18 protein-coding genes are annotated in these 25,213 nt (G+C 58.0%); 8 read left to right on the plus strand and 10 right to left on the minus strand.

Annotation, left to right across the window (positions count from 1 at the left end):
* Positions 1-163 precede the first annotated feature (163 nt).
* On the minus strand, positions 164-1,831 hold the full coding sequence (locus ABMA60_RS03840) for a multidrug ABC transporter permease/ATP-binding protein (protein ID WP_392798961.1): 1,668 nt from the start codon (positions 1,829-1,831) through the stop codon (positions 164-166).
* A gap of 200 nt (positions 1,832-2,031) precedes the next feature.
* Here ABMA60_RS03840 and pepD point away from each other — a divergent pair, with 200 nt between their 5' ends.
* A complete protein-coding gene (gene pepD / locus ABMA60_RS03845; protein ID WP_392798964.1) occupies positions 2,032-3,495 on the plus strand; it encodes a beta-Ala-His dipeptidase in 1,464 nt (487 codons plus the stop codon).
* Between the two features lie 92 nt (positions 3,496-3,587).
* On the opposite strand, the gene ABMA60_RS03850 is transcribed toward pepD, so the two are convergent.
* From ABMA60_RS03850 to ABMA60_RS03860, 3 genes are all read right to left on the minus strand, one after another.
* On the minus strand, positions 3,588-4,985 hold the full coding sequence (locus tag ABMA60_RS03850) for an HDOD domain-containing protein (protein ID WP_392798967.1): 1,398 nt from the start codon (positions 4,983-4,985) through the stop codon (positions 3,588-3,590).
* Positions 4,986-5,102: 117 nt separating this feature from the next.
* On the minus strand, positions 5,103-7,205 hold the full coding sequence (gene recG, locus ABMA60_RS03855; RefSeq protein ID WP_392800406.1) for an ATP-dependent DNA helicase RecG: 2,103 nt from the start codon (positions 7,203-7,205) through the stop codon (positions 5,103-5,105).
* Positions 7,192-8,112, minus strand: a complete 921-nt coding sequence (locus ABMA60_RS03860; RefSeq protein ID WP_392798970.1) for a hydrogen peroxide-inducible genes activator — start codon at positions 8,110-8,112, stop codon at positions 7,192-7,194. The genes recG and ABMA60_RS03860 overlap by 14 nt, the downstream gene beginning before the upstream one ends.
* Before the next feature lie 151 nt (positions 8,113-8,263).
* On the opposite strand from ABMA60_RS03860, the gene ABMA60_RS03865 reads away from it, so the two are divergent.
* Together ABMA60_RS03865 and ABMA60_RS03870 are read left to right on the plus strand one after the other, a co-directional pair.
* Positions 8,264-9,073, plus strand: a complete 810-nt coding sequence (locus ABMA60_RS03865; RefSeq protein ID WP_392798973.1) for a hypothetical protein — start codon at positions 8,264-8,266, stop codon at positions 9,071-9,073.
* 70 nt (positions 9,074-9,143) lie between these two features.
* Positions 9,144-9,791 (plus strand): dienelactone hydrolase family protein, encoded by a 648-nt coding sequence (locus tag ABMA60_RS03870; RefSeq protein WP_392798976.1) that lies wholly within the window; start codon positions 9,144-9,146, stop codon positions 9,789-9,791.
* An 18-nt stretch (positions 9,792-9,809) separates the two neighbouring features.
* Here ABMA60_RS03870 and ABMA60_RS03875 read toward each other — a convergent pair whose 3' ends face one another.
* From ABMA60_RS03875 to ABMA60_RS03885, 3 genes are read right to left on the minus strand one after another with little or no spacing between them, the layout of a single operon-like run.
* Positions 9,810-11,612 (minus strand): diguanylate cyclase, encoded by a 1,803-nt coding sequence (locus ABMA60_RS03875; RefSeq protein WP_392798979.1) that lies wholly within the window; start codon positions 11,610-11,612, stop codon positions 9,810-9,812.
* 22 nt (positions 11,613-11,634) lie between these two features.
* Positions 11,635-12,999, minus strand: a complete 1,365-nt coding sequence (ppnN, locus tag ABMA60_RS03880; protein ID WP_392798983.1) for a nucleotide 5'-monophosphate nucleosidase PpnN — start codon at positions 12,997-12,999, stop codon at positions 11,635-11,637.
* A 55-nt stretch (positions 13,000-13,054) separates the two neighbouring features.
* Positions 13,055-14,011, minus strand: coding sequence for a homoserine kinase (locus tag ABMA60_RS03885; protein ID WP_392798986.1), 957 nt, complete (start codon positions 14,009-14,011; stop codon positions 13,055-13,057).
* A gap of 148 nt (positions 14,012-14,159) precedes the next feature.
* Here ABMA60_RS03885 and polA point away from each other — a divergent pair, with 148 nt between their 5' ends.
* From polA to ABMA60_RS03905, 4 genes are all read left to right on the plus strand, one after another.
* The gene (gene polA, locus ABMA60_RS03890) at positions 14,160-16,970 is read left to right on the plus strand and encodes a DNA polymerase I (RefSeq protein ID WP_392798989.1); all 2,811 of its coding nucleotides are present in this window, start codon (positions 14,160-14,162) and stop codon (positions 16,968-16,970) included.
* A 101-nt stretch (positions 16,971-17,071) separates the two neighbouring features.
* Positions 17,072-17,590, plus strand: a complete 519-nt coding sequence (locus ABMA60_RS03895) for a hypothetical protein (RefSeq protein WP_392798992.1) — start codon at positions 17,072-17,074, stop codon at positions 17,588-17,590.
* Positions 17,590-18,276, plus strand: a complete 687-nt coding sequence (locus ABMA60_RS03900) for a hypothetical protein (RefSeq protein ID WP_392798995.1) — start codon at positions 17,590-17,592, stop codon at positions 18,274-18,276. The genes ABMA60_RS03895 and ABMA60_RS03900 overlap by 1 nt, the downstream gene beginning before the upstream one ends.
* A 128-nt stretch (positions 18,277-18,404) precedes the next feature.
* Positions 18,405-19,118, plus strand: a complete 714-nt coding sequence (locus ABMA60_RS03905; protein WP_392798998.1) for a ZIP family metal transporter — start codon at positions 18,405-18,407, stop codon at positions 19,116-19,118.
* On the opposite strand, the gene ABMA60_RS03910 is transcribed toward ABMA60_RS03905, so the two are convergent.
* Entirely contained in the window at positions 19,115-19,762 is a 648-nt protein-coding gene (locus tag ABMA60_RS03910; protein WP_392799001.1) for a LysE family translocator, read from the minus strand. The two genes, ABMA60_RS03905 and ABMA60_RS03910, sit on opposite strands and share 4 nt — an antisense overlap.
* A gap of 85 nt (positions 19,763-19,847) precedes the next feature.
* Here ABMA60_RS03910 and ABMA60_RS03915 point away from each other — a divergent pair, with 85 nt between their 5' ends.
* Positions 19,848-20,780 carry a LysR substrate-binding domain-containing protein gene (locus ABMA60_RS03915; protein ID WP_392799004.1) on the plus strand — a complete coding sequence of 311 codons (933 nt, stop codon included), beginning with the start codon at positions 19,848-19,850 and terminating at the stop codon, positions 20,778-20,780.
* 7 nt (positions 20,781-20,787) lie between these two features.
* Here the strand turns inward: ABMA60_RS03915 and ABMA60_RS03920 are convergent, their stop codons facing one another.
* Positions 20,788-21,414: a LysE family translocator gene (locus ABMA60_RS03920; RefSeq protein ID WP_392799007.1), complete on the minus strand. Its 627-nt coding sequence runs from the start codon at positions 21,412-21,414 to the stop codon at positions 20,788-20,790.
* A 164-nt stretch (positions 21,415-21,578) separates the two neighbouring features.
* Complete coding sequence (locus ABMA60_RS03925; protein ID WP_392799010.1) at positions 21,579-25,196, minus strand: hydantoinase B/oxoprolinase family protein; 3,618 nt, start codon at positions 25,194-25,196, stop codon at positions 21,579-21,581.
* Between the last annotated feature and the right edge of the window lie 17 nt (positions 25,197-25,213).

The raw sequence follows: 25,213 nt of genomic DNA on the forward strand, positions 1-25,213 counted from the left end.
TCGGGCACAACCGCCGAAGCGGGATCGACTAACGGGCTCCTTACCAACCCCTGGCGCTGTGACGTTTCGTCGGGCCGGGGGCAAAGGGGCGCGGAGTATAGCGAAGCGCATCGCTGCTGTCTGTTTTTTTGTGCAGCGAGGTGTCAATCAGTGACTACAGGCGTTACAGCTCGCGAATCACATCCTGGTGCGCATCGTCGCGTTGGCGGCCGGTCAATTCTTCGGCCTGGCCGTGCTGCATACGAATCAGACGGTCGGCCTGGTCGAAATACTGATTGTCGTGGCTGATGGCGATGACGGTAATGCCCTCACGTTTCAGCTGCGGCAGGATGTCGCGATAAAAAGTGCGACGGAATTGCGGGTCCTGGTCGGCGGCCCATTCATCGAGCAGCAACACCGAGCGTTGTTCGGCCAGCGCCAGCATCAGTGCCAGGCGTTTTTTCTGGCCTTGTGACAGCTTCAGATGATCGAAGCGATGGTTGTTAAGCGTGACTTTATGGTCGATTTCCAGGCGGCGCAGCCATTCTTCGACCTGCGCTTCATCGGCGGCGGCATCGTCTTTGCCGGTCAGGCGGTGGAACAGATGGAAGTCGGTAAAGACCGAGGCAAAGTGGTGTCGGTAAGCCGCGCGGTTGCTGTCGTCGATAACCTCATCATCGAGCCGGATGGTGCCAGCGGCGGGCTGGTAGAGGCCGGTGATCAGCATCGCCAGCGTCGATTTACCACTGCCGTTACCGCCGATGATAAAAAGCGTTTCGCCGCGTTCGATATGCAGGTTCAGTGGGCCGACGGTAAAACTGCGGCTGTTGTTTTCGGCTGACGTGTCGGCTGAATAGTCGAAACGCACCTGGTCGAATTCAATGCGCTGCCAATCGGTTTTTGAGCGGGCGTCCAGGTCGAACGATTCGCGATATTCGGCCAGCGTCAGGCTGTCGATTTTGTTAAAGGCAACCTGAGCGCTGAGCAAGGTCGGAAAGGCGCCGACCGCTTGCAGCAGCGGTGTGCGCAGATACAGCAGCGTCAGTGAGAAGGTCGCAGCGACGGTGGTGTTGGCCCAACCCAGGCTGTTGGCGAGAAAGAACACCCAGCCGATGGCGGCGAGCATCATGATGTTCGACCAGTTCACCGCGCTCAGATGAAAGGTGTCGGCGCTGATGACGTGGTCGCGGTAGTCGCGCGCGTTGTTGTCGTAATCATCGCTGTAATGACGGTGCGCCCGATGCCGGTTGAGGCGTAATTCTTTGCGCCCGAGCACCAGGGTTTCGAAGTCCTGAAACAGTCGGTCTTCGCTGTGCCGCACCGCTTCCAGATGACGATAAACACGCGCCACCAGCCAACTGCCGGTGATGATGGTCAGCGCTATCCAGGCGGCAGCGGCCAGCAGCAGCGGTGGCGACAGATAGAACAGATAGGCCGAGGCGGCGAGCGTCAGCACCACGCCCTGAAACAGTTCCGGCAGGCGCACAAAAGCGAGCGTAATGGCGCGAATATCGGACGACAGGCTGGCGATGAGTTTCGGGCTGCCGAGGCGGTCGAGTTGCAACACAGAGGTATCGAGAATGCGTTTAACCAACTGGCCGCGAAAGTCGTAAACGAAGTGATGACCCAGGCGCGTCAGCGTCCATTGCGACGCCAGAGTCACTGCCATCAGCACCAGAATCAGCAGCAGAAATTGCGGCAGCAACCACAGGCTGGGTTCGGGGTGGTCGATCAGGCGGGTGTTGATAAAGGCGATAACGGCAACGCCCAGAGCGGCGCTGAGCAGGTTCAGCAAGAGGATGGCGCTGAACGCCAGACGGAAGTGTCGGAATACGATTGCCAATAACTGCATGGACGAGTCGGCCGTCAAAATAGGCGGCGCAGTGTACTCTTTTTGTGACACAGCGAAAATGATTTGCATCCGCGTTATTGTGGTTCGCTGCGTTGCCAAAGTGGTCATTTCCGCCGCGGATGAGTAAGCTACGGAGCCTTTGCAGCCACGGGCAGGGAAAGCCGGGGCCATCAGCGTTTCATCCCAATTCAACAACCGGTATGACCATGATTCCCGAGCATTATCCGACTCAGCCTGAACACCTCTGGCGTCATTTCTACGCCATTACCCAGATTCCCCGTCCGTCCGGCCGCGAAGAAGCGATTCGCGCGCATATTGTCTCTCTGGCCGAACAACACGGTTTTGAGCACGCCGGCGATGCTGCCGGCAATCTGGTGGTTTATGTGCCCGCGTCACCGGGCCACGAAGCCGCACCGACGGTGGTGATTCAAAATCACCTCGATATGGTGACGGTGAAAACCGGCGACAAAGAACACGATTTCGAGAACGATCCGCTGACGCTGCAGGTCGAAGACGGCTGGCTGAAAGCCGATCGTACAACGCTGGGCGCGGATAACGGCCTCGGCGCAGCTGCCGCTTTGGCGGTGATGACCGATGCCAGCGTCGTGCACCCGGCGCTGGAGCTGCTGTTTACCACCGAAGAAGAAACCGGCTTGCACGGTGCTCTTGGCCTGGATGCCGACTTACTGAAAGGCACCCGCCTGATTAACCTCGATACCGAAGAATGGCCGGAAATCTACATCGGCTGCGCCGGTGGTTATGGCTATGCCGCCGGTCGGCAGGTGATGATGAAACGGCCGCGTCCGGGTCTGGTCAGTTACCGCTTGCACCTGAAAGGGCTGACCGGAGGCCATTCCGGCATCCAGATTCATCAGCAACTGGGCAACGCCAACAAACTCCTGGCCGAACTGCTTAAAGACGCCGCTGAGTTGGACTGGCAACTGAGCCGGATGCGTGGCGGCGTGGCGCACAATGTCATCGCCCGCGAAGCCTCGGCCGATCTGTTTTTGAATACCGACCAACTCGATGACTGGCAACGCCTGGCCGATGCCGCCCGCGAACGCTGGCTGAGCTTTTTGCCGGCCAGCGATCATGGCCTGCAATGGAGCCTGGAACCGGTCGAAATCGATGAACCTCTGGTCGCCTCCAGTGCCGATACCCGCACCTTGCTGAACCTGATCAGCGTCATGCCGCACGGCGCCCAGCGTTATAACCTGAATCAGCCAGCTGATCTGGTGGATTTAAGCGTTAACCTGGCCACGGTGTCGCTGCGTGAAGATGAATTCAAAGTGCAAACCAGCCTGCGCTTTTTCAACGCCGACGAAGCCCGGCCGCTGAAACAACATCTGGAAGCGCTGTTTGAAACCTTCGGCATGGTGCCGCAGGTGATTCTGGATTACCCCGGCTGGAACCCGGATTTTGGCAGTGATCTGGTGGCGCGAACCCGCGCTCTGGCAACCAAACAGCTGGACCGCGAACCGCAATTAAAGGCGATTCACGCCGGTCTGGAATGCGGCATTCTGAAGAGTAAAAAACCGGAATTGGACATGGTGTCCTTCGGCCCGACCATCCTCGGCGCCCACAGCCCGGTCGAGCGTTTGGAGATCGCCACGGTGGAACCGTTCTGGGAGTTGTTGAAGGCATTGTTGGCGGATCTGGCGTAAGCCAGATCCTGACGGGAGACGCTTGTTAGCGGAAAACCTAACTGGCGTCTCCCGTCTCCCGTTAAGCGTCTCCCCAAAGCTGAGCCATCGGCTCAGCTTTCCAATCCCTGCACAATAATCGCCAACTGATCGCGCGCCTCGCGGATTTCCTGGATCGCCTCTTCGGCGTCTTCGGGGGTCAGGTGCAGGTAGTCGTAGACCGCCGGGTCGAATTCCTGGGCGGCGCCGGGTAACAGACCGTGTTTTTGCAGCAGATGGTTGGCCAGATAGACCAGTTGGGCGTGATCGGCGTGTGCGCCCTGATAGTGCGGCTCAATCTGATAACGAATCCCCAGGCACACCTCATTGGGCATTTTCCAGTAGTGCAATAAGGCTGCGGCAATCTGATCGCCGGTGATGCCCAGCAGGTGCTGTTCAATATGCTGGTGCGGCAGATGACGGTTGCTTTCCATCATCCGGCAGGTGGCGGAAAAGTGCGGCCGGAAGGCGTGCGCCAGAATCAGGTAACCGAAGTTGTGCAGCAGGCCGGTGAGGTAAACCAGACCAAAGCCAGGCCGGAATTCGCGCGGGATTTTTGCCAGCAGCGAACCACAGGCGGCGGCTACAAACACCGCCCGCGTCCAATAAGACGAAAAACCTTCAGGCTGGTCGTCGGGCATTTCCAGCGTTTTCCCCAGCGCCAGACCGAGCGCCAGGTTCATCACCAGATCGTAACCGAGCACCCGCACGATGGCGTCCTGCACCGACTTGATCGAGCCGGGCGCAGCGTAATAGGAAGAACTCGCCCAACTGACCACCTGAGCTGCCAGGCTGGGGTCTTTTTCGACGATGCGGCTGAGTTTGGTGATGTCGGCATCGGGGTCGGCGCGTAAGCGAATAATCGACTGGGCGGTTTCTGACAGCGGTGGAATTTCCAGCGTTTCAGACAATCGCTGGCGAATGCGCAGCGCGGTGAAACTGGTGACAGCGCGATCGATCTCCACCTGATCGTGCGCGAACACGCCCAGATCATCGGTGTCCGGCAAGGCAGCGGGCAGGTCGACGCACAGATCAAAAATACGGGTGCTGTCTTTGTGTTTCAGTTCAGCGCCGCTGCGGACCCGAATCAATTTATCGCTGTTGCCTGAGTGCACGAAAAAATTTTCGGCGTTAAACAGGCGTTTATCGATCAGCGTTTCGGCGTCCACCAGATCATCGAACGCCGGTAGAGTACTCACCGATAACTTGGCTTTTATACGATCGATATCAGTGGTGGCCAGCGGTTCGAGTTTGCGACCGGTCTGGCGCTGAATTTTTTCCAGATCCAGTAACGTATCGGAGCGAAAAAATACCTGGACCAGGCCAAAGGTATCTCTCAAAAGGGTTACTTCTGCGCGCATGTCTTTGACGCCAGTTGGTCCGGTCTCAGGCTGAATACCGTGTTTGCGAAGGTGTTGTTTTACCAGAAAGGGCAGGTCGGCAAGCTGTGCTTCTGCCATGACTTTCTGCATGGAATGCTTCCTTTTTGTCATCCGTGATCAACAGCCCACAAATATGGTAGCCGTTTGGTGGTTCCGCAACCTTGAAGCTGAGTAAAAAATGATGCGGCGCTGAAAAAGCCGATTTGGTCACACTTGGGCGTAGCGGTCGGCACCCCAGAGCCAGCGCTGCACCAAAGGTTCGACGTGGGATGGGTATTCTGCCGTCAAGCGTTTGGCAAGCTCAGGAATAACCTCGAGCCAATGGCGGTCGCGCTCCAGATCGGCAACGCGAAATTCCAGCGCGCCGGTCTGACGGGTGCCGAGCACCTCGCCGGGGCCGCGCAGTTTAAGGTCTTCTTCGGCGATGCGAAAGCCGTCGCTGGTCGAACGCATCACTTCCAGGCGTTGCTGACCCTGGGCCGACAACGGCGAGCCGAACAGCAGCAGACAATGACTGTCGACGGTGCCGCGGCCGACCCGGCCGCGTAACTGATGCAGTTGCGCCAGGCCCAAGCGCTCCGGGTTTTCGATGATCATCACCGAGGCATTGGGCACATCGACACCGACTTCGATCACCGTGGTGGCGACCAGAATATCCAGCTGCTGATCTTTAAACGCCTGCATGATGCGGTTCTTTTCCGCCGGCTTCATACGGCCATGCAACAGGCCGACGCGGCGGCTGGACAGCGCACGCTGCAAGGCGTCGGCGGTGGCTTCGGCGGCTTCGGCCTGCAGCTCTTCCGACTCCTCGATCAGCGTACACACCCAGTACACCTGACGGCCGTCGCCACAGGCCGCATCGACGCGACGCACTACGGCATCGCGCCGTTCCTGGCTGATCACCGTGGTGGTGACCGGCGTCCGGCCCGGCGGCAGTTCGTCGATGATGGAGACATCGAGGTCGGCGTAAGCGGTCATCGCCAGGGTGCGCGGAATGGGCGTGGCGGTCATGGTTAATTGATGCGGCAGGCCGTGCACCGCTTTTTCCTTCAGCGCCAGCCGTTGATGCACGCCAAAGCGATGTTGTTCGTCGATGATCACCAGGCCCAGCCGCTGATACTGCACCGCTTCCTGAAACAAGGCGTGGGTACCGACTGCCAGTTGCACCCGACCGCTGGCCAGATCGTCGAGCACTTCGCCACGCTGGCGTTTGCCCAGTTTACCGGTCAGCAAACCGCAGCTCAGACCGAGCGGTTCGAGCCAGGCACTGAGGGTGCGAAAGTGCTGCTCGGCGAGCAGTTCGGTTGGTGCCATCATGGCGGCCTGATGCCCGGCTTCGATCGCCTGCAGCGCAGCCAGCACGGCCACCAGCGTTTTGCCCGAACCAACATCGCCCTGCACCAGCCGCAGCATGGGTTTGTTGCTGGCCAGATCGGTTTGAATGTCGGCGAGTACGCGTTGCTGGGCACCGGTCAAGGTGAACGGCAGTTGTTTCAGCAAGCCGCTGACCAGTTGCTGGCTGGGCGGCAGTGGCGTCGCGCCTTCGGCCTGAGTGCGCTGGCGCATCTGCATCAGGCTGAGGTGGTGTGCCAGCAACTCTTCCAGCGCCAGCCGTTGTTGCGCCGGGTGCTGGCCGGAGAGCAACGCTTCGGTATCGCTGTCGGCTTGTGGGTGATGCAAGGTCAGCAGTGCCTCGGTGAGCGAGGGTAATTGCCAGTGACTCAGCCAGTCCGGCGGCAGCCATTCGGGCAGGCCGCCCTGTTGTTTAAGCGCATCGATGGCCTGGCCGACCAGCGCGCGTAAGCGGTTTTGGTTGAGGCCATCGGTGCTTGGGTAGAGCGGCGTCAGGGCGTTATCGAGCGGCGGGAAGTCGCCTTCATCGCGCACCTCGTATTCCGGGTGCATCATCTCCAGGCCAGTGGAACCCTGGCGCACTTCGCCGTAGCAGCGAATGCGGGTGCCGGCGCGTAGGCGGTTTTGCTGGGCTTTGCTGAAGTGGAACAGCCGCAGGCTGAGCAGGCCGGTGCCATCCTGAATCCGGCAGATCAGCGAGCGGCGCCGGCCGAACACCACCTGAGTGCCGCGCACCTCGCCTTCAATCACCACAGCCATGCCAAAACGCAGTCGGCCGATGGGCGTGATGCGAGTGCGATCCTGATATTTATAGGGCAGATGAAACAGCAGATCGCCGACGCTGTTCAGCCCCAGGTTCTGGCATTTTTCCGCCAGTTTGGGGCCGATACCGCTGAGTTTTTCGAGGGGTTGGTCGAGTTGCATCGAGGGAGCCTGGCCGCGCTCAGGCGGCCTCAGGTGTCTTGCACTGACGGATGCAGGTTTCCAGCAGATCGATCGCCTTCGGCCGCGGGAAGCTGGCGCGCCAGGCCAAAGCGATGGTGCGTCGTGGTGCTTTGCCAGCGAAGGGGCGTACCGCAACCTGCTTGTCGTTGTACAAGGCTGAACCGGTGGCCGATTGCGGCAAAATGGTCAGCCCCAGATTGGATGCCACCATGTGCCGCAGCGTTTCCAGCGAGCTGCCATCGGCCATGGTGCGGACGTGGCCTTTGGGGTCGCGCGAGGCCGAAGCGATGTTCGGGCAGGCGGTGAAAATATTGTCGCGGAAGCAGTGGCCTTCGCCGAGCAGTAACAGCGGTTCGGTGATCAGCCGCTCGGCTGGAATGGCTTTTTCTTTGGTCAGCGGATGATCGGCCGGCAGCAGCACTTCGAAGTCTTCATCGAACATCGGCTTGGTCAGCACATCCGGTTCTTTGAACGGCAGGGCGATGATGATGGCGTCGAGCAAACCATCGCGCAGTCGCTGCCGTAAAGTGCCGGTGAAATTTTCTTCGATTTCCAGCGGCATATCCGGCGCCAGTTGACGCAGTTGCGGAATAATGTGCGGCAGCAGGTAAGGACCAACGGTATAGATGACACCCAGTTTCAGCGGGCTGGACAGCTGGTTTTTACCGGCGTGCGCCAGGTCTTCAATCTTGTGGCTTTCTTCGAGCACGCGCTGCGCCTGTTCGACGATGCGCTGGCCGATGGGCGTGACCTGAACGCCGCTCTTGCCGCGTTCAAAGATGGCGACGCCGAGGCGATCTTCGAGCTTTTTGATGGCGACACTTAAGGTCGGTTGCGCAACAAAGCAGCGCTCGGCCGCTTTGCCAAAATGCCGTTCCTGGGCCAGGGCAACGATGTAACGCAGTTCGGTCAAAGTCATGGCAGGGTTGTCCGATGCGGGCCGGCCGGGGGTCGGCGGGTTTAACGAAATCAGGATTGAATAGAATAGGCTTGAATGCCGTTTAAATAGCGCTCAGGCTATTAAGGCGTAAGCTATCGAAAATCGGTTTTTAATACAAGTGGATAATGATATGACAGCGCACCATCTTCTGGCCGGTGTGGGCGATCTGAACCGCCGCGTCGCCCGATGTTTGCTCGAACGTGACCAGCAGGTAGTCGGTCTGCGCCGGCGTGCTGCGGAGCCGGAACTGGGCTTTGAACAACGTTCTGTCGATCTGGCGCAAAATGACTGGCCGGACGTCTCGGCCGCTAGCGTCATCGTCGCGCTGTCGGCCGGTGAACGCACCCCGGCTGGATACCAGCGTGCCTATGTCGAGCCGATCAAGCGCCTGGCGCAGAGTCTGGAGAGCTGGCAGCAACCGCCGCAGCGGGTTCTGGTGGTCAGCTCGAGCCGGGTGTATGGCGTCGATAATGGCGAGGTTCTGGATGAAAACAGCGTGCCGGAACCGTCGGGCTGGGCCGGTGAGACGCTGCTGGAAATGGAACAGCGGCTGGCGGACTTGCCGGTGCCGACCATCGTTGCGCGGCTCAGTGGCATCTATGGTCCGGGGCGCGACTGGTTGCGACGCCAGGCGCGCAAGGCTGACAGCCAGCCACCGGCGCGCAACCACTGGACCAACCGCATTCATATCGAAGATGCCGCTGCGGCGCTGGTGCATCTGGCCCTGGATGTTGCGCAGCCGCAAGACTGCTATCTGGTCAGCGATCGCCAGCCGACGCCGCTGTTCGAGGTGCTCAATTACCTGCGTGAATCGGAAGGATTGCCGCCGGTAACCGAGGTGCCGCCGGTCGGTGGTGGCAAACAATTGCGTTCGGACCGCCTGGCGGACAGCGGTTTTCACTGGCAATACCCGGATTATCGCGCCGGTGGTTATGCCTGAAGATGGCGTCGGACGCGGTGTAGTATAGAGTGGCACCAGGTCACTGAGTCAGCCGCAGGAGGCTTTTCGCATGAGTTCACAACCGGATGGTTACACCGCCTTTAGCGCCTCGGGTGACGCGCCCGGCGTGTTGGTATTACACGCCTGGTGGGGCTTGAACGACGATGTCCGTCGCTACTGCAATGCCCTGGCGCAGGCCGGCTTTAACGCCTTTGCGCCCGATCTGTATCAGGGGCAGGTGGTGACCAGTATCGAAGCGGCCGAGGCTACCAGTGATGCGCTGGATCATACTCAGGCCAGCCTGACTCTGGTTACCGCCGCCGACTGGCTGGCCGAGCAGACCGGCGAGCAGCATAGCGGTGTCGCCGCTGTGGGTTTTTCGTTGGGGGCTTTTCTGGCCTTGGGACTGTCGATCAACCACGCCGACCGGCTGCATTCGGTGGTCAGTTATTACGCCGCCCGGCCGGACGATTACGGCTCGGCGCGGGCCCGATATCTGGCGCATATGGCGCAATCCGATCCCTTTGCCAGCGACGCTGAAGTCGATGCCTGGCAAGCCGCTTTGGCGGCTGCAGAGCGGCCTTTGCTGCTGCATTGTTATCCGCAAACCGGCCACTGGTTCGCCGAACCGTCGCGCCCGGATGCCTATCAGCCGGCCGCAGCAGACTTGGCCTGGCAGCGTACACTGGCGTTTTTGCGCAACCCACAACGGGACTGAAAATACCGCTATTCGGTGCTAGGAATCGCCCGCTTCCACCCGGTTACGACCGGCGTCTTTGGCGCGATACAGCGCCTGGTCGGCGCGCCGGAAAATCTGCGTTAATGGCTGATCGGCCTGACCGCTGGCCCAGCCGATGCTGAGCGTCAGTTGCACCTGCGGCGCTTCATCCAGGCGTAACTGACTGACCGCTTCGCGCACCGCTTCGAGCATGGGCGGCAGTTGCTCGTCGTCGAGGCCGTAGCAAAGCAAAGCGAACTCTTCCCCACCGAGCCTGGCTACCAGCCGTTGATCGTGATCCTTACTCAGCAACTGCGCTTCCAGACAGCGCGCCACTGCCTGCAAAAACAGATCACCGATCGGATGGCCGTGGGTGTCGTTGACCTGTTTAAAGTGATCCAGATCGAAAATAGCAGCATGCAATTGCGCCTGAGTCAGCCGCGCCAGGCGATGATGCAGTTCGCCGAAATCGTCCAGCTGGCGGCGATTGGGCAGGCCGGTCAGCGGATCCGTCAAGGCCATCTGGCGCAGCCGACGATTGCTCTCTGCCAACTGCTGAGTGCGCTCTTCCACCTCCTGTGCCAGCCGATCCGCCTGGGCCGTTTTCAGCTCCAGCGATTCCTGCTCCAGGCGCTGGCGCCGCAGTATGGAATAGCGTAATTGAAAACCGAGCAGCACGAAGAAGCCCAGACAGGTCAGGCCCAGGCCAGCCAGACAGAGGGTGATCAGAGCGTCGGTATAGTCGATCCAATCGAGCCAGGCGAGTAACAGCAGCAAGGCCGAGACCAGCATCGGCGACCAGATCAGCGCGAACAGCCGGGCCCGGCGCGAACCGCCACGCACTTCAAACACCAGCATGGCGACAATCAGCGCCAGGATGACGAACAGCCAATAGATGGCGAACTGCATCAGCCAGGTGCGCTGGCCGAGCAAGGCCAACACCAGACCACCGGCCACTAACACCGCGAGTAAGCCTTTAATAACGCCCGACAAGCGTGGCCGGTGATGGCGTCCGCTGAGCATGGTCGGCGCCATCCAGCCGAAACTGAGCGCCAGCAGGTAGGTCGTTATTGGCCCGGCGATGCGGTTAATCTCAATGGTGTTGGGCCACAGATACTGAAAGCCATAACCAAACACCTGCAGGAAAAACAGCATCGCTGCGATATTGAACAGGCCGAAGGCTAAATAAGCAGGCAACTGAGTTGCGCCGTAAGTCACCAGGCACAGACTGGCCAGGACAATGACGGTGGCGAAGAACACGCCGTTGCGGATGGTGCGTTTTTCCGCCCAGTGCAGATAGGCATCGGGGCGCCATAGCGAGATCGGCAGGCGGATCTGCCGGCTTTCAATCCAACCGCTCAGCGTCCGGGTTTCGCCCGCCTGCAGCAGAACGGGAAACAAATAGCTGGTGTGGGCGATGGGGCGGGAGTCAAAGGGCTGGTGATCGCCGGTGTGCCAGTGCTGGTTGCCACCGATGTTCAAGCTGATGGTATCGAGCGTCGACTCATCGATATGCAGCCACAGCGATGTCGCCTCATCGGTGGCGTTGTGCAACTGAGCGCGAAAGTGCAGGCGCACATCCTGACCGGTAAAACGCGACGCTTCCAGGTCCTGGTGCGCCAGCCAGTCATCGGCCAGAGGCAGCTGACCCGGCGGCTGCACAGCGACTTCCAGATAACCGTCCAGCCATAACCGATCCTCGCCCTGCCACGACAGCGGCGGGGCGTGCTCATCGGCCTGAATCTGGTCGAACAATAGCACCAGCAACAGGCCCACACTGTAGAGCAGACGGTGGTTGGCAAAACAATCAAGCGGTCGCACTGGGGTCACCAGAGTTGCGCTCTCAGCGACGCACCCGATAGCAGGGTACGTATTCGCTGCCCGGCAGTTTCATGCGTTGCTGGCGGACAAAGGCTTCGAGCAAATCATCCAAGGGTTCCAGAATGTCGGCATCGCCGTGTAAATCATAAGGGCCCAGTTCTTCAATCAGTCGAATGCCCTGTTCTTTAACGTTGCCAGCGACGATGCCACTGAAGGCCCGGCGCAAATTAGCGGCCAGCAGATGCACCGGTATGTCTTTGCGCAAATCCAGTTTGGCCATATTGGCGTGCGTCGGTTCGAACGGACGCTGATATTCCAGATCGATATGCAGCTGCCAGTTGAAGTGATAGGCGTCGGTGTGCGAGCGGCGGAACGCCTGTACCTCGGCAATGCCTTGCGCCATTTCACGCGCCGCCTCAGCCGGATCACCGATAATGATCTTGTAGCGCCGCTGAGCGGCATCGCCCAGGGTGCGGCCAATAAAGTCGTTCAATTGCTGGAAATAAGGCTCGGCCGATTTCGGGCCACTGAGCACCAGCGGAAATGGCAAGTCGGCATTTTCCGGGTGTAGCAGAATGCCGAGCAGATAGAGCAACTCTTCAGCCGTGCCGGCACCGCCGGGGAAAATCACGATGCCGTGACCGACGCGGACAAAAGCTTCCAGACGTTTTTCGATGTCCGGCAGGATCACCAGTTCATTGACGATAGGGTTGGGCGCTTCGGCGGCAATGATGCCCGGCTCGGTTAAGCCGAGGTAACGGGCATGACGAATGCGTTGTTTAGCGTGGGCAATGGTGGCGCCTTTCATCGGGCCTTTCATCGCACCCGGACCGCAACCGGTGCAGATGTCCATGCCGCGCAGGCCTAACTCGTGACCAACATCCTTGGTGTATTCGTATTCTTCATGGCCAATGGAATGACCACCCCAGCACACCACCATGCGTGGCTCCTGGGCGGGCACCAGCACGCGGGCGTTGCGCAGCAGGTGAAAGACGTAATCGGTGACGCCTTCGCCGCTGTCGTGATCGAGGCGTTTGCTTTCGATTTCGCTTTGCGTATAGACGATATCGCGCAGCGCCGAGAACAGCATTTCGCGGGTCGAGGCGATCATTTCACCATCGACAAAAGCATCGGCCGGGGCGTTATTCAGGTTAAGGCGGATGCCTCTGTCCTGCTGCACGATCTCGATGGAAAAATCCGGATAGGTTTCCAGAATGGTTTTGGCGTTGTCGCTGTCTGAGCCGGTATTCAAAATGGCCAGGGCGCAGCGACGGAACAATTCGTAGTGGCCGAATTCGACCGATTTAAGCTTGTGGACTTCACGTTGCGACAGCACTTCCAGGCTGCCTTTGGGAGTAACAGAGGCGTTTAGTGTGGCACGTTGCATTCAGTCTTCCTGTGAGCGTACTGCATGGATGGCGATGTTTGGATCGCCCGGTCCTTTAGTCTAGCTCTTGCAACAGCATCTCGCCGAATTTTGCGCGTTCTTGCAGTGCCTGGCGGGCGAGAATTTTCATGGCGTTCGGGTCTTTGATGGTGATCTGACTGGGGTCGGCGTGCTCATCAAAGGCCAGCGCGCGACTCAGCCAGAAGCGAGTCGCAGCTTGCACCACCAATGTGGGCAGGGCGGCTATTTCGTCGCGCTGCAGCGGTCGTTGCTGATGATAAGCCTGCACAAAGGCGAGACTTTGTTGCCAGTCTAATTGGGCGTTGGCATCGAGGCACCAATCGATCAGGCAGACGGCGATATCCAGTGCGTAATGATCGATACCGGCGAAATACCAATCGATAATGCCGGCCAGTTCATCGCCGTCGAACAGGGCGTTGTCGTGGAACAGATCGGCGTGAATCACACCGCGCGGCAGCGTGGTTGGCACCTGATCGACAGTGCGCAAGGCGTCATTCAGCAGAGCCTGGTCGGCGCTGTCGAAACCCGCCGCCAACTGGCTGGCCTGGTGATGAATCCAATCCGCATTGTGGCTATGAATACGCTGGCCGCTGAATTTAGCCGTGCTGACGTGAATATTGGCCAGGGCGCGCGCCAGCGTTTGAGCGTGTTTCGGGCTGGCGCGATGATGCTGGCCGATGACGCGTTCGAACATCACCGCCGGCTTGCCTTTTAACAACGTCAGCAGCTCGCCTTCGGCGGTGCGGAAAGGTTGCGGTACGGCGCAGTCGTCGTCGTGCAGGTGTTCACCGAGCGACAGAAAAAACGGCAGTTCATCAGCCTGCAGTTTCTCAAAAATGGTCAGCACAAAGCGCGACAAGTTGGTATCGATAAAGTAATTGGTGTTTTCCGTGCCCGCCGAAATGCCCTGATGATCGCTGTAGCGACCCAGAGTGTATTGGTCGAGCAGGGTTTCAACATCGGAGCGTGTCAGCTCGGTAAAAACGGACATACCGTACCGTCGGCTGGAATGGGACCGCGAGTATAAACGGCCCAGCGCGCGCGGCCCAGACTTGAAAGCATCATCTGCTTTATCGAGGGCGTCAGGTCCGGCCGTGCGTGTTAACATGCCCGCCGGTCTAATCAAGGAATTTGCTGCTATGGCTGACAACAAAACCGGGCCCGTGGTGCTGGTGGATGGCTCTTCTTATTTGTTCCGCGCCTTCCATGCGCTGCCACCGCTGACCAACTCTGAAGGTCGCCAGACTGGCGCCATCAAAGGCGTGATCTCCATGTTGCGGCGCCTGGTCGATCAGTATCCGGACAGCTGTATCGCCGTCGTTTTCGACGCCAAAGGCCCTACCTTCCGTAACGAGATGTACGAGCAGTACAAGGCCAACCGGCCGCCGATGCCGGAAGAGCTGAGGGAGCAGATTGAACCCATTCATACCCTGGTACGGGCGCTGGGTTTGCCGCTGTTGTCGATCAGCGGCGTGGAAGCCGACGATGTCATCGGCACCCTGGCGCGCGAAGCCACCGAAAAACGCCTGGAGTGCATTGTCAGCACCGGCGATAAAGACATGGCGCAGTTGGTCAGCGAGCACGTCACCCTGATCGACACCATGAAGAACGAAACGCTGGACATTCCCGGCGTGGAAAACAAATACGGTTTCCCGCCGGAACTGATGATCGATTATCTGGCCTTGATGGGCGACAAGGTCGACAACATTCCCGGCGTACCGGGCGTGGGTCAGAAAACTGCCTTGGCGCTGATTCAGGGTCTGGGTGGTTTGGATGATATTTACGCCAACCTCGACAAGATCGCCGAACTCGATTTTCGCGGCGCCAAGACGATGGCGAAGAAGCTCGAAGAACATCGCGAGATGGCCTACCTCAGTTACGATCTGGCGACCATCAAACTGGACGTCGAGCTCGACATCACGCTCGATGCACTGGCCCCAGCCGATCCGGATAACGAAGCGCTGTTGGCGCTCTATCGGCAGTTCGAATTCAAAACCTGGATTCGTGAATTAACCGGCGAAAGCGAAGACCCGGCCGCTGCCAAAGCGGCGCAGAAAACCGCGTCCGGCAGTAGCGCCAAAAAAACCGATGCCCGGCCCAGTCTGGAAGCACCGAAAGAAACCCATTACAGCGTGCTGAGCAACGCTGACGACTTGGAAAAATTCCTCAAACAGGCCGATGACGGCGGTCATTTATCGGTGCTGGCGGTGCGCGAAATCGGCCACTATCACCAGTCCGATCTGGTCGGTCTGGCGCTGGCCGTTAAAGCCGGTGTCGGGGCTTATGTGCCGCTGAAAGCCGAGCAGGGCGAGACCCTCAGCGAAAGCGATTTATGGGACAAGCTGGCGCCGCGCCTGGGCAGTTTTTCGGTGCGCAAAACCGGCTACGATTTTAAATCCTTCTGGCATGTGCTGACGCCGCGTAAGTTAAAGGCCAGTAACCTCGGCCGCGATACTTTATTGATGGCTTTTGTTTACGACAGCACGGTGCGTCGTGATAACCGTCTGAGTAATCATTTCAGCCCGCTCAGTCTGGATAATTTATTTCTGCAATATTTGGCGGAAGAGCCGAAAACCATCGAAGATTTTCTCGGTAAATTCGGCAAGCGTCAGTTACCGATCGCCAGTGCCGACCCGGCGGAAATCGGTCCCTGGTTTGCCGAACGCGCCGACCTGACGTTGCGTTTGGGCGAATGGCTTGATCAGGGCTTGAACAGCCGTGAGTTGACCGGCGTCTACGAACACATCGAACGGCCGCTGTCGAAAGTGCTGGCCGAAGTCGAAGACAATGGCACCCTGCTCGACACCAGCTATATCCGCAAACTCAGTCACGATTTTAAAGAGCGTCTGGCCGAGTTGGAAAAGCAATGTCATGAACTGGCGGGCACTGAATTTAATCTGGGTTCGCCGAAACAGTTGGGCGAGGTGTTGTTCCAGAAAATGGAACTGCCGGTGGTCTCAAAAACCGCCAGCGGCGCGCCCTCGACCAACGAAGAAGTGCTGACCGAACTGTCGCAGCAGGGTTACGAATTACCGACGCTGATTTTGCAGTATCGGCATCTGTCGAAACTGGTTGGCACCTACACCGATCCGCTGCCGGAATCGGTCGAAGATGGCACCGGTCGTTTGCATACGTCTTATAACCAGACCGGCGCGCAAACCGGCCGTTTGTCGTCGACCGATCCGAACCTGCAAAACATCCCGGTGCGCACCGAAGAAGGCCGCTCGATCCGTCGTGGTTTTGTCGCGCCCAAAGGCTGCAAGGTGGTCGCCGCCGACTACTCGCAAATTGAATTGCGCATCATGACGCACCTGTCGCAGGACGAGGCTTTAATCAACGCCTTCCGCGAAGGCCGCGACATTCACCGCGCCACCGCTGCCGAAGTAATGGGTCTCGCCGAAGATGAAGTCAGCAACGAACAGCGCCGCTCGGCCAAGGCGATTAACTTTGGTTTGATTTACGGCATGTCGGCCTTTGGCCTCGCCAAGCAATTAAACATCAGCCGCACCGACGCCCAGACTTATGTGAATACCTACTTCGAGCGCTACCCCGGCGTGCGTCGCTATATGGACGAAACCCGCGCCGAGGCCGCCGAAACCGGCTATGTGGAAACGCTCTACGGTCGTCGTCTGTACCTGCCCGACATCAACGCCGGCAAACAGATGCTGCGCCGCGCCGCTGAACGCACGGCCATCAACGCGCCGATGCAGGGCACCGCCGCCGACATCATCAAACTGGCGATGGTCGATGTCGCCAACTGGCTGCACTCGGGTAAATACCAGGCCAAGATGGTGATGCAGGTGCACGATGAATTGATCTTCGAAGTGCCCGAGGACGAACTCGATGAAGTGTGCGCAGGCATCCGTTTTCGCATGCAGCATTGCGCTCATCTGGATGTGCCCTTGATCGTCGATGTGGGCGTTGGCGATTCCTGGGAAGCGGCGCACTGATCGGTCACAAGGCCCGTCGGCTTCTGTAAGGCTTGACATTTAAGCGATAGGTTAGCAATGTCGTTCCATATTCCAGAATGTGGAACGACATGATGCGACCTGTGGATATTGTTGTCCTGGTTTATCTCTATGTTGAGCAAAATCGGCGCAGCGGTCGGAGTGATTTCGATCCAGAGCTCTGGACCTATCAGAGCCTGGCGGATGCACTGCTGTTACCCAAAAGCAGTCTGTTTAGATCCATCCAGAACGCCGAAGCAGGCCGCTTGCTGAACAACAAACGGCTCAATGAAGCGCGTTTTATTCATTTTCTGATGTACGGCGTTCCGGTTATTTTCCCTGTCACCACCGGCTCGATGGATGTCGGCACACCGACCAGCATGACGGCGAATCTGTTTGGTTCCGAGTATCAGTTGGTTAGTACAACCCCTCATATTTGGCCTAATCCGAATGGGCAGATAAAAGGCATCGCTGTAGAGCCGCTGCATGCCAGCGCGGTCGGGCTTGCCGAACGAGACTCGGACGCGCATCGCCTCTTGGCAGCGGTGGATGGGCTGCGTTTGGGGGGCGCTCGTGAAACTGAAATGGCACTGAGCTTTCTAGCCGCCTTGGAGTCCATTTAATGAACCCGCTTCAGGTATTGCTGTTGCGCGCTGCCATGGAAATGGGTGCAGAGTTAAGAGAGATGGCCGTCTTTGTCGGTGGCGCCACTGTCTTTTTGTACATTGACGATCCTGACCTGGAGCAATTGAGAGCCACCGAAGATGTTGATGTCATCGTCGAAGTGGCGTCTCAGCTCGAATGGCAACAGCTTGAGCGCAAGGTCCGGCAGTTGGGTTTTGAGTCGTCACTGATTGAAGACGACCCGATTTGTCGTTTTCGCAAGGCAGACATTGTGCTGGATATAATGCCTACGCTGGAAGATGTTCTCGGTTTTAGCAACCCTTGGTACCCATTGGCATTTGCACAGGCGAAGTCTGTTGCGTTAACGCCGGATTTGAACATTCGCATCCCACCTGTAGCGTATTTTCTGGCGACTAAATTGGTTGCTTATGAGGGGCGAGGCAAAAACGACCTTATGGCAAGCAAAGATATGGAAGATATTTTTTTGGTTCTGGCTGGGCGCAATTCCATCCAGCAAGAATTTGAAACCTTCCCGACTGATGTAAAGCAGTCCATTAAAGAATCGCTGCAGAAAGTTCAGGAACATGCGGATTTCAATTATGCCCTGGCGGGTAATTTCCCGGGTTCGGTTGCTCGGACTCAGCAGGTTCGCGCTCGGATTAATAATCTGATCAAGCTGGCATAACGTTAATTACCAGGCTTCGGTTAGTTTATTAAAGTTGCCCATGATCAAGATCAAGGTCTTTAGCAGGGTGACGTTTACTCTATGAATGTCCGCTGCGAAGTCAGTGGTTTTGAGCATAAGGTCATTTAATGTCGACTACCTTGCCTTACATTCTCTTAGTCGCCTGGCTGTCGGGCCTGGGCGCCTTTGTGGGCGCTATGATTGCTGGTCTGGAGCGTTTTCGCGAAACCCCGATTAAGCGCGAAGTCATCCACGGCATCATCGCTTTTGGTGGTGGTATCTTGCTCGCCTCGGTGGCCTTTGCGCTAACGCCCGAGGGCATCAAAGAACTGAGCCCGTTGCACCTGGCGTTGGTGTTTATCGCTGGTGGCTGTGTGTTTTGTGGCATGGATATCTGGCTGTCGAAACGGCGTGGTTCGATGGCACAATTAATGGCCATGTTGATGGACTATATTCCCGAGGCCATCAGTCTGGGTGCCGTCTTTGGTTACAACCCGCATTTGGGTTGGTTATTGGCCTTGATGATCGGCATTCAGAATCTTCCGGAAGGCTTTAATGCCTATCGCGAATTGCGCCATAACCGACTGCGCGCCCGGCCGGTTTTGATCATCTTTTTTGGGTTCAGTTTTCTCGGCCCGATAGCCGCCAGTCTGGGTTATTTTCTGCTGCAGGAACGTTCCGTTATCACCGCCAGCATTATGATGTTTGCCGCCGGTGGCATTCTCTATCTGGTGTTCCAGGACATCGCCCCACAAGCTCGCGTACGCCGCCATTGGACACCGCCTTTAGGGGCTGTGTTGGGGTTTGTATTGGGGATGTTGTGTCATCAGGTGTTGCTCTAACCGGCCAGTAATTTAATACCAAAAGCGGTTAAGCAGAGGCCAACGCCCTTTTCGATTTGCGCTTTGATCCTGGTCATTTTGTGACGCAGCGGTGCCCAGCTTAATACTGTGGCGACTAAGGCAAACCAGAGCAGGTGGCAAATCGCGATATAGAGGCCGTAAGCCAGTTCGATGGAGAGCGGTGTCTGCGGCGAAATCACCTGGCTGAAGACGGAGACAATAAACAGCATGGTTTTCGGGTTCAGCGCATTGGTGCCGAACCCCAGCCAGAATGCTTTCACCGGTCGCATGGTCAGGCTGCCAACCTCAATGCTCTGTTCCGCTGGTCGGGGTTGCCCTCGCACCCAGGCGCGGATGTCCGGCCAAAACGCGGCCAAACCCAGCCAGATCAGATAGCTTGCACCCAGATAGCGCAAGGTGGTCAGCAGCCACTGCTGTTCTGCCAGCAAGACGCCCAGCCCAATGAGGGTGTAACTCAGGTGAACGGCAATGCCGCAAGCGATGCCCAGTGCGCCGAACAGTCCAGCCCGGCGGCCGCCTCCGAGTGTCAACCGAGTGATCATGGCGAAGTCGGGGCCGGGGCTGATAACGGCCAATAAGGTGATGACGCCGACGGCAGTGATTTCCCAGAAGCTGATGTCCATAACCTTGAATTAACCTTGCTTATTGGTGAGTAAATCGATATTAGAATCTCCTTTAACGCGATAAAAACGAAAAATAATGGGATAAATGGTGAGCAATACTCACAATAAGCGACGGCTTCCGCCGCTGTCGGCCTTGCCGGCTTTTGAAGCTGCGGCCCGGCACCAAAGCTTTAGTCGAGCGGCTGAAGAGCTGCACCTGACGCACGGTGCGATCAGCCGGGCCGTGGCGCAGATAGAAGACCGCCTGGGCGTCTCCTTATTTCAACGACGCAGTCGTCGTGTCTGGCTGACACCCGCCGGTGAGCGGTTACTGCGAGCGACGTCTGCCGCTCTGGATCAGTTGGGCGAGGCGGTCGAGGGTTTGCAGCTGCACGACAGCGCTTCGCCGCTGTTAACCATCTCCTGTGAACCCAGCCTGGCAATGCGTTGGCTGATGCCACGACTGGGTCGATTCCGCGAAGCTCACCCAGAGCTGAACATCGATTTACGCATGGCCGGAGGTCCTATCGACTTACTGGCGGAGGGCTGTGATTTGGCCATTCGACGTACCGACTTTGGTTTGCCGAGTGACGCTGAGCTAACGCCGCTGTGGTCGGAAGTCGCCGGTCCCGTCTGTGATCCGAATTGCTGGGAGAATTTATTAGAGCGCGATCTGAGCAAGGCCCGGCTGTTGCACAGCCGCACTCGACCAGATGCTTGGGATAGCTGGCAGCGCGCCAGCGGCCATGTATTCACGGCGGCCAGCGAGCAATATTACGATCATTTTTTCTTTGCACTGCAGGCGGCGGCGAATCGCCTGGGCACGGCCATCGGACCTTTACCTCTGGTCTACGATGACCTGATGGCGGGTCGGTTGATTGCCCCTTTCGGCATGGCGTCGACTGGATACGACTATGTACTGATCAGTCTGGAGCGGCCCGAACAAGACAGCCGGATTGAGGCTTTCCACCATTGGTTGATGGCAGAAATCCACGCCATGGAATCCGCTGGGTTGAATCAAGGTGGGCAGCAGCTTTGAGGTTGCGCTAGGCCGACTTCCAGATCAGCGCACCACCGAAGCCAATAAAGGCCGCACCGGTAACGCCATTGGCGGCTGCTTTATAGCCTGCGTTGTTGAATTTTGACGTCAGCGTCCGCGCGCTCCAGGCGTAAAAACTGAGCGCCGTAAAAGAGCAGGCCGCAAAGGTAAATGCCAGTAAGACAGACTGGCCAATCACGTTGCCGTCGTGCGCAATAAATTGCGGAAACAGCGCTGAGTAAAACAGGATGGCTTTGGGGTTTGAGAGCCCGACCAATAGCGCTTCCAGATAGAGTTTTAACCGGCTTTTGGGTGCTTGTACCGAGGACGCTTTTTGGCGCACGCGTTGCCAACTAGCACGAATGAGTTTTATGCCGATCCACACCAGATAGAGCCCGCCGAAAATCTGTACCCAGTGCACGACCGTTGGAAAAACTTCGAATAAAACCACCACGCCGACGCTGGCAATTAACGCATAAAACAGCATGGCGCTGAGGTTGCCGGTGATGGCGATCAGCGCTGAACCGAAAGAATGCTGAGCGCCGTTTCTTAGCGCCAATACCACCGCTGGGCCGGGTGAAAACGTCACCATCAAAGCGACGCTTAAGAAGGCGAGCCAGGTTTGGAGTGGCATTTCTTTGGCTTCCTAAATAGAGGTTAAGGGAACGCGCTGTGGCCGGCTGAATCTTCTGGCGGGACGCTACAAGTACGTCCCTGTAGCTCGGCGGCACACATCCCTGTGTGCCGACGCCCGCCAGAAGATCCAGCCGCCCCCAACGCTGCTTGGGTGGTTTCTATTCAGCTTTGTCCGAACCCACCACCCCCAGGCGTTTCCACCTGCAACTGATCATCCACATTTAACACCGCACTGGCTTTGCCAGCCAGGGTTTCTTCGCTGCCATTGGCGCGAATCACGGTATTGTGACCCAGCTGTCCCGGCTCGCCGCCGTCCATGCCGTAAGGCGGAACTTCACGACGGTTGGAGAGGATGCTGACGTCCATTTTTTCCAGGAAGCGAATGCGTCGGGTCACGCCGTTGCCGCCCTTATGTTGACCTTTGCCGCCGGAGCCTTTGCGAATGCGAAATTCTTCCAGTCGTACCGGGAAACGCCATTCCAGAATTTCCGGATCGGTTAAGCGCGAGTTGGTCATATGGGTGTGCACCGCACTGACGCCATCGGCCTTGGCTGTCGCGCCGCTGCCGCCGCACAGGGTTTCGTAGTATTGGAATTGATCGTTGCCCCAGGTCAGGTTATTCATCGTGCCTTGAGAAGCAGCGGCGACTCCCAATGCACCGAACAAAGCATCGACCGCGACCTGCGAGACTTCCACGTTGCCCGCCACCACCGCGGCCGGGTAAACCGGGTTCAGCATGCAGCCTTCCGGCACGATGATATTCAATGGCCGCAGGCAGCCGCCGTTGAGCGGAATCTGGTCGTTGACCAGGCAGCGGAAGACGTACAAAACCGCCGCGTGAGTGACCGCCAAAGGCGCGTTGAAATTGTGCGGATGCTGGCCGCTGGTGCCGCTGAAATCGATGGTCGCTTCGCGCTTGGTTTTGTCGACCGAGATCGATACCGCGATGGCGGAACCATCGTCCAACGGATACTCGAATGAGCCATCGCTGAGCACGTCGATGACCCGACGCACGCTTTCTTCGGCGTTGAACTGAACGTGGCGCATGTAAGCGCTCACCACCTCCAGGCCATAGTGTTTCACCACAGAATGCAGCGCTTGCATGCCGGCTTCACAGGCCGCTAATTGGGCGCGCAGGTCGGCGATATTGACGTCGATGTTGCGCGCCGGATAACGCGCACCGCTGAACAGCTCGCGCACCAAGGCTTCCTGGAAGGTGCCGCTGTCGACCACCTTGACGTTATCGAGCAGCACGCCTTCCTGGTCGATATGGCTGGAGTCGGACGGCATCGAGCCGGGGCTGGTGCCACCCACATCGGCATGGTGACCGCGCGAGGCGACATAAAATGCCACTTCGCCATCCATAAACACCGGCTTGATGACGGTGATGTCGGGCAGGTGGGTGCCGCCGTTGTAAGGGTCGTTAAGCATGTAGGCGTCACCTTCACGCATCTTGCCGGCGTTCTTGGCGATAACGGTTTTAATCGAATGACTCATCGACCCTAAATGCACCGGCATATGCGGGGCGTTGGCCACCAGTTCACCTTCGGCATCGAAGATGGCGCAACTGAAATCCAGGCGCTCTTTGATGTTTACCGAGGTGGCGGTGTTTTGCAGCACCAGACCCATCTGCTCGGCGATGTGCATATAGAGATTGTTGAAAATCTCCAGCGTAATGGGGTCGGCTTCAGTGGTGTCCGGCGTGGTGCTGCGAGTCGCGGCAACCTGCTCAAGCAGGATGTCGTTGTTCGCGGTCAGCACCGCTTGCCAACCGGGTTCAATCACTAAGGTTGCGGTCTTTTCGATGATCACCGCTGGGCCATTAATAGCAGCGCCAACCTTTAACTGATCGCGTTGATAGAACGGCGCCTGGTACTGCTCGCCGCCGGTGGTCAGGTTATGACTGACCGGTTCTGCCGCAGCGGCCTGGTGCGGTGATGCGCTGGCACCCAGTTCGGTGCCACCGCCGAGCGCTTCGACTTGCAAAGCTTCGATGATCAGAGGCGTCTGTTCGGAGATAAAACCAAAGCGCTGCCGATGCTCGGCTTCGAAGGCGGCCTGAATATCGGCGCGGCTGCCGAATGGCACCAGCAAGGTGGTGTCCGAACCCTGGTATTTCACATGCACCCGGCTGATGGTTGCAATGGCATCAGGCGCAACGCGCTGATCGACCAGCTTTGCGATGCCGTTATCGGCCAGTTCAACTTGCTGCTTATCCAGTCTGGCAACGCTGTCGTCATCGAGCGGCAATTCGACGCTGACTTCACTGAGATCGCGCACATCGGCGAGCCCCATTCCATAGGCAGAAAGCACGCCGGAATAGGGATGCAAAAACACCTTCTTCATGCCCAACGCTTCGGCTACCAGGCAGGCATGTTGACCACCAGCTCCACCGAAGCAGCACAGCACATAATCCTGAATGTCGTAACCGCGTTGAGTGGAAATATGTTTGATGGCGTTGGCCATATTGTCGACGGCGATGGTCAGAAAACCTTCGGCGACTTGCTCGGGCGTGTAGGCCTGGCCGGTCTGCTGTTCGATGCTGGCGGCCATCTCGGTAAAGCCACGACGCACGGCCTCGACATCCAATGGCTGGTCGGCATTGGGGCCGAAGACTTTGGGGAAGTAATCCGGCTGCAGCTTGCCGAGCATGACGTTGCAGTCGGTCACCGTCAGCGGGCCGCCGTTGCGATAACAGGCAGGTCCCGGAAAGGCACCGGCGGAATCCGGGCCGACGCGGAAGCGGCTGCCGTCGAAATTAAGAATGGAACCGCCACCGGCGGCGACGGTGTGAATCGACATCATCGGTGTCTGCAAACGGAAGCCGGCAACCTTGGTCTCAAAAGCGCGTTCGTATTCGCCTTGATAGTGGCAAACGTCCGTCGAGGTGCCGCCCATATCGAAACCGATCAGCTTATCGAAACCAGCCTGGTCAGCAGTTTTTACCATGCCTACTACGCCACCGGCCGGGCCACTCAAAATGGCGTCTTTGCCGTTGAACAATTGCGCATCGGTGAGGCCGCCGTTGGATTGCATAAACATCAAACGGCCGGGTTCGTCGACAAAATCGTCGAGTTCGCTGGCGACCTGATTGACGTAGCTTTTTAAGATCGGCGACAGATAGGCGTCGACCACAGCGGTGTCGCCCCGGCTGACAATTTTCATCAACGGGCTGGCTTCGCTCGACGCGGTGACCTGTGTAAAACCAATCTCGCGTGCCAGGGCCGCAACCTGCTGCTCGTGACTGCCGTTGCGATAGGAATGCATCAATACGATGGCGCAAGCGCGCAGGCCATCATCAAAAGCCGCTTGCAGCACGCTGCGCGCCTGTTCCAGATCGAGCGCTTCTAATACCTGACCTTGCGCATCGAGGCGTTCGTTGAGTTCTTCGACCCGGGCATAAATCATCTGCGGCAGTTCGATATTGATGGCGAACAAATCCGGGCGCGATTGATAACCGATGCGCAACACATCAGCAAAACCGCGCGTGGTTAATAACAAGGTTGGTTCGCCTTTGTGTTCGAGCAAGGCATTGGTGGCGACGGTGGTACCCATCTTGATGGCGTCGATTTGTTCCACTGGAATGCGCGCGCCTTTTTCCAGTCCCATCAGTTCACGAATGCCTTGAATAACGGCATCGCGATATTGCGCCGGGTTGTCGGATAAGAGTTTATGACTGATCAATTCACCGTCGGATTTGCGCGCTACTATGTCGGTGAAGGTGCCGCCACGATCCACCCAGAAAGACCAGGAATTCGTTGCAGGGCTTGGCGTACTCATAGCGAAATATTCTCCGA

The sequence above is a fragment of the Saccharospirillum sp. HFRX-2 genome (assembly GCF_043196805.1).
Taxonomy (GTDB): domain Bacteria; phylum Pseudomonadota; class Gammaproteobacteria; order Pseudomonadales; family Natronospirillaceae; genus Saccharospirillum.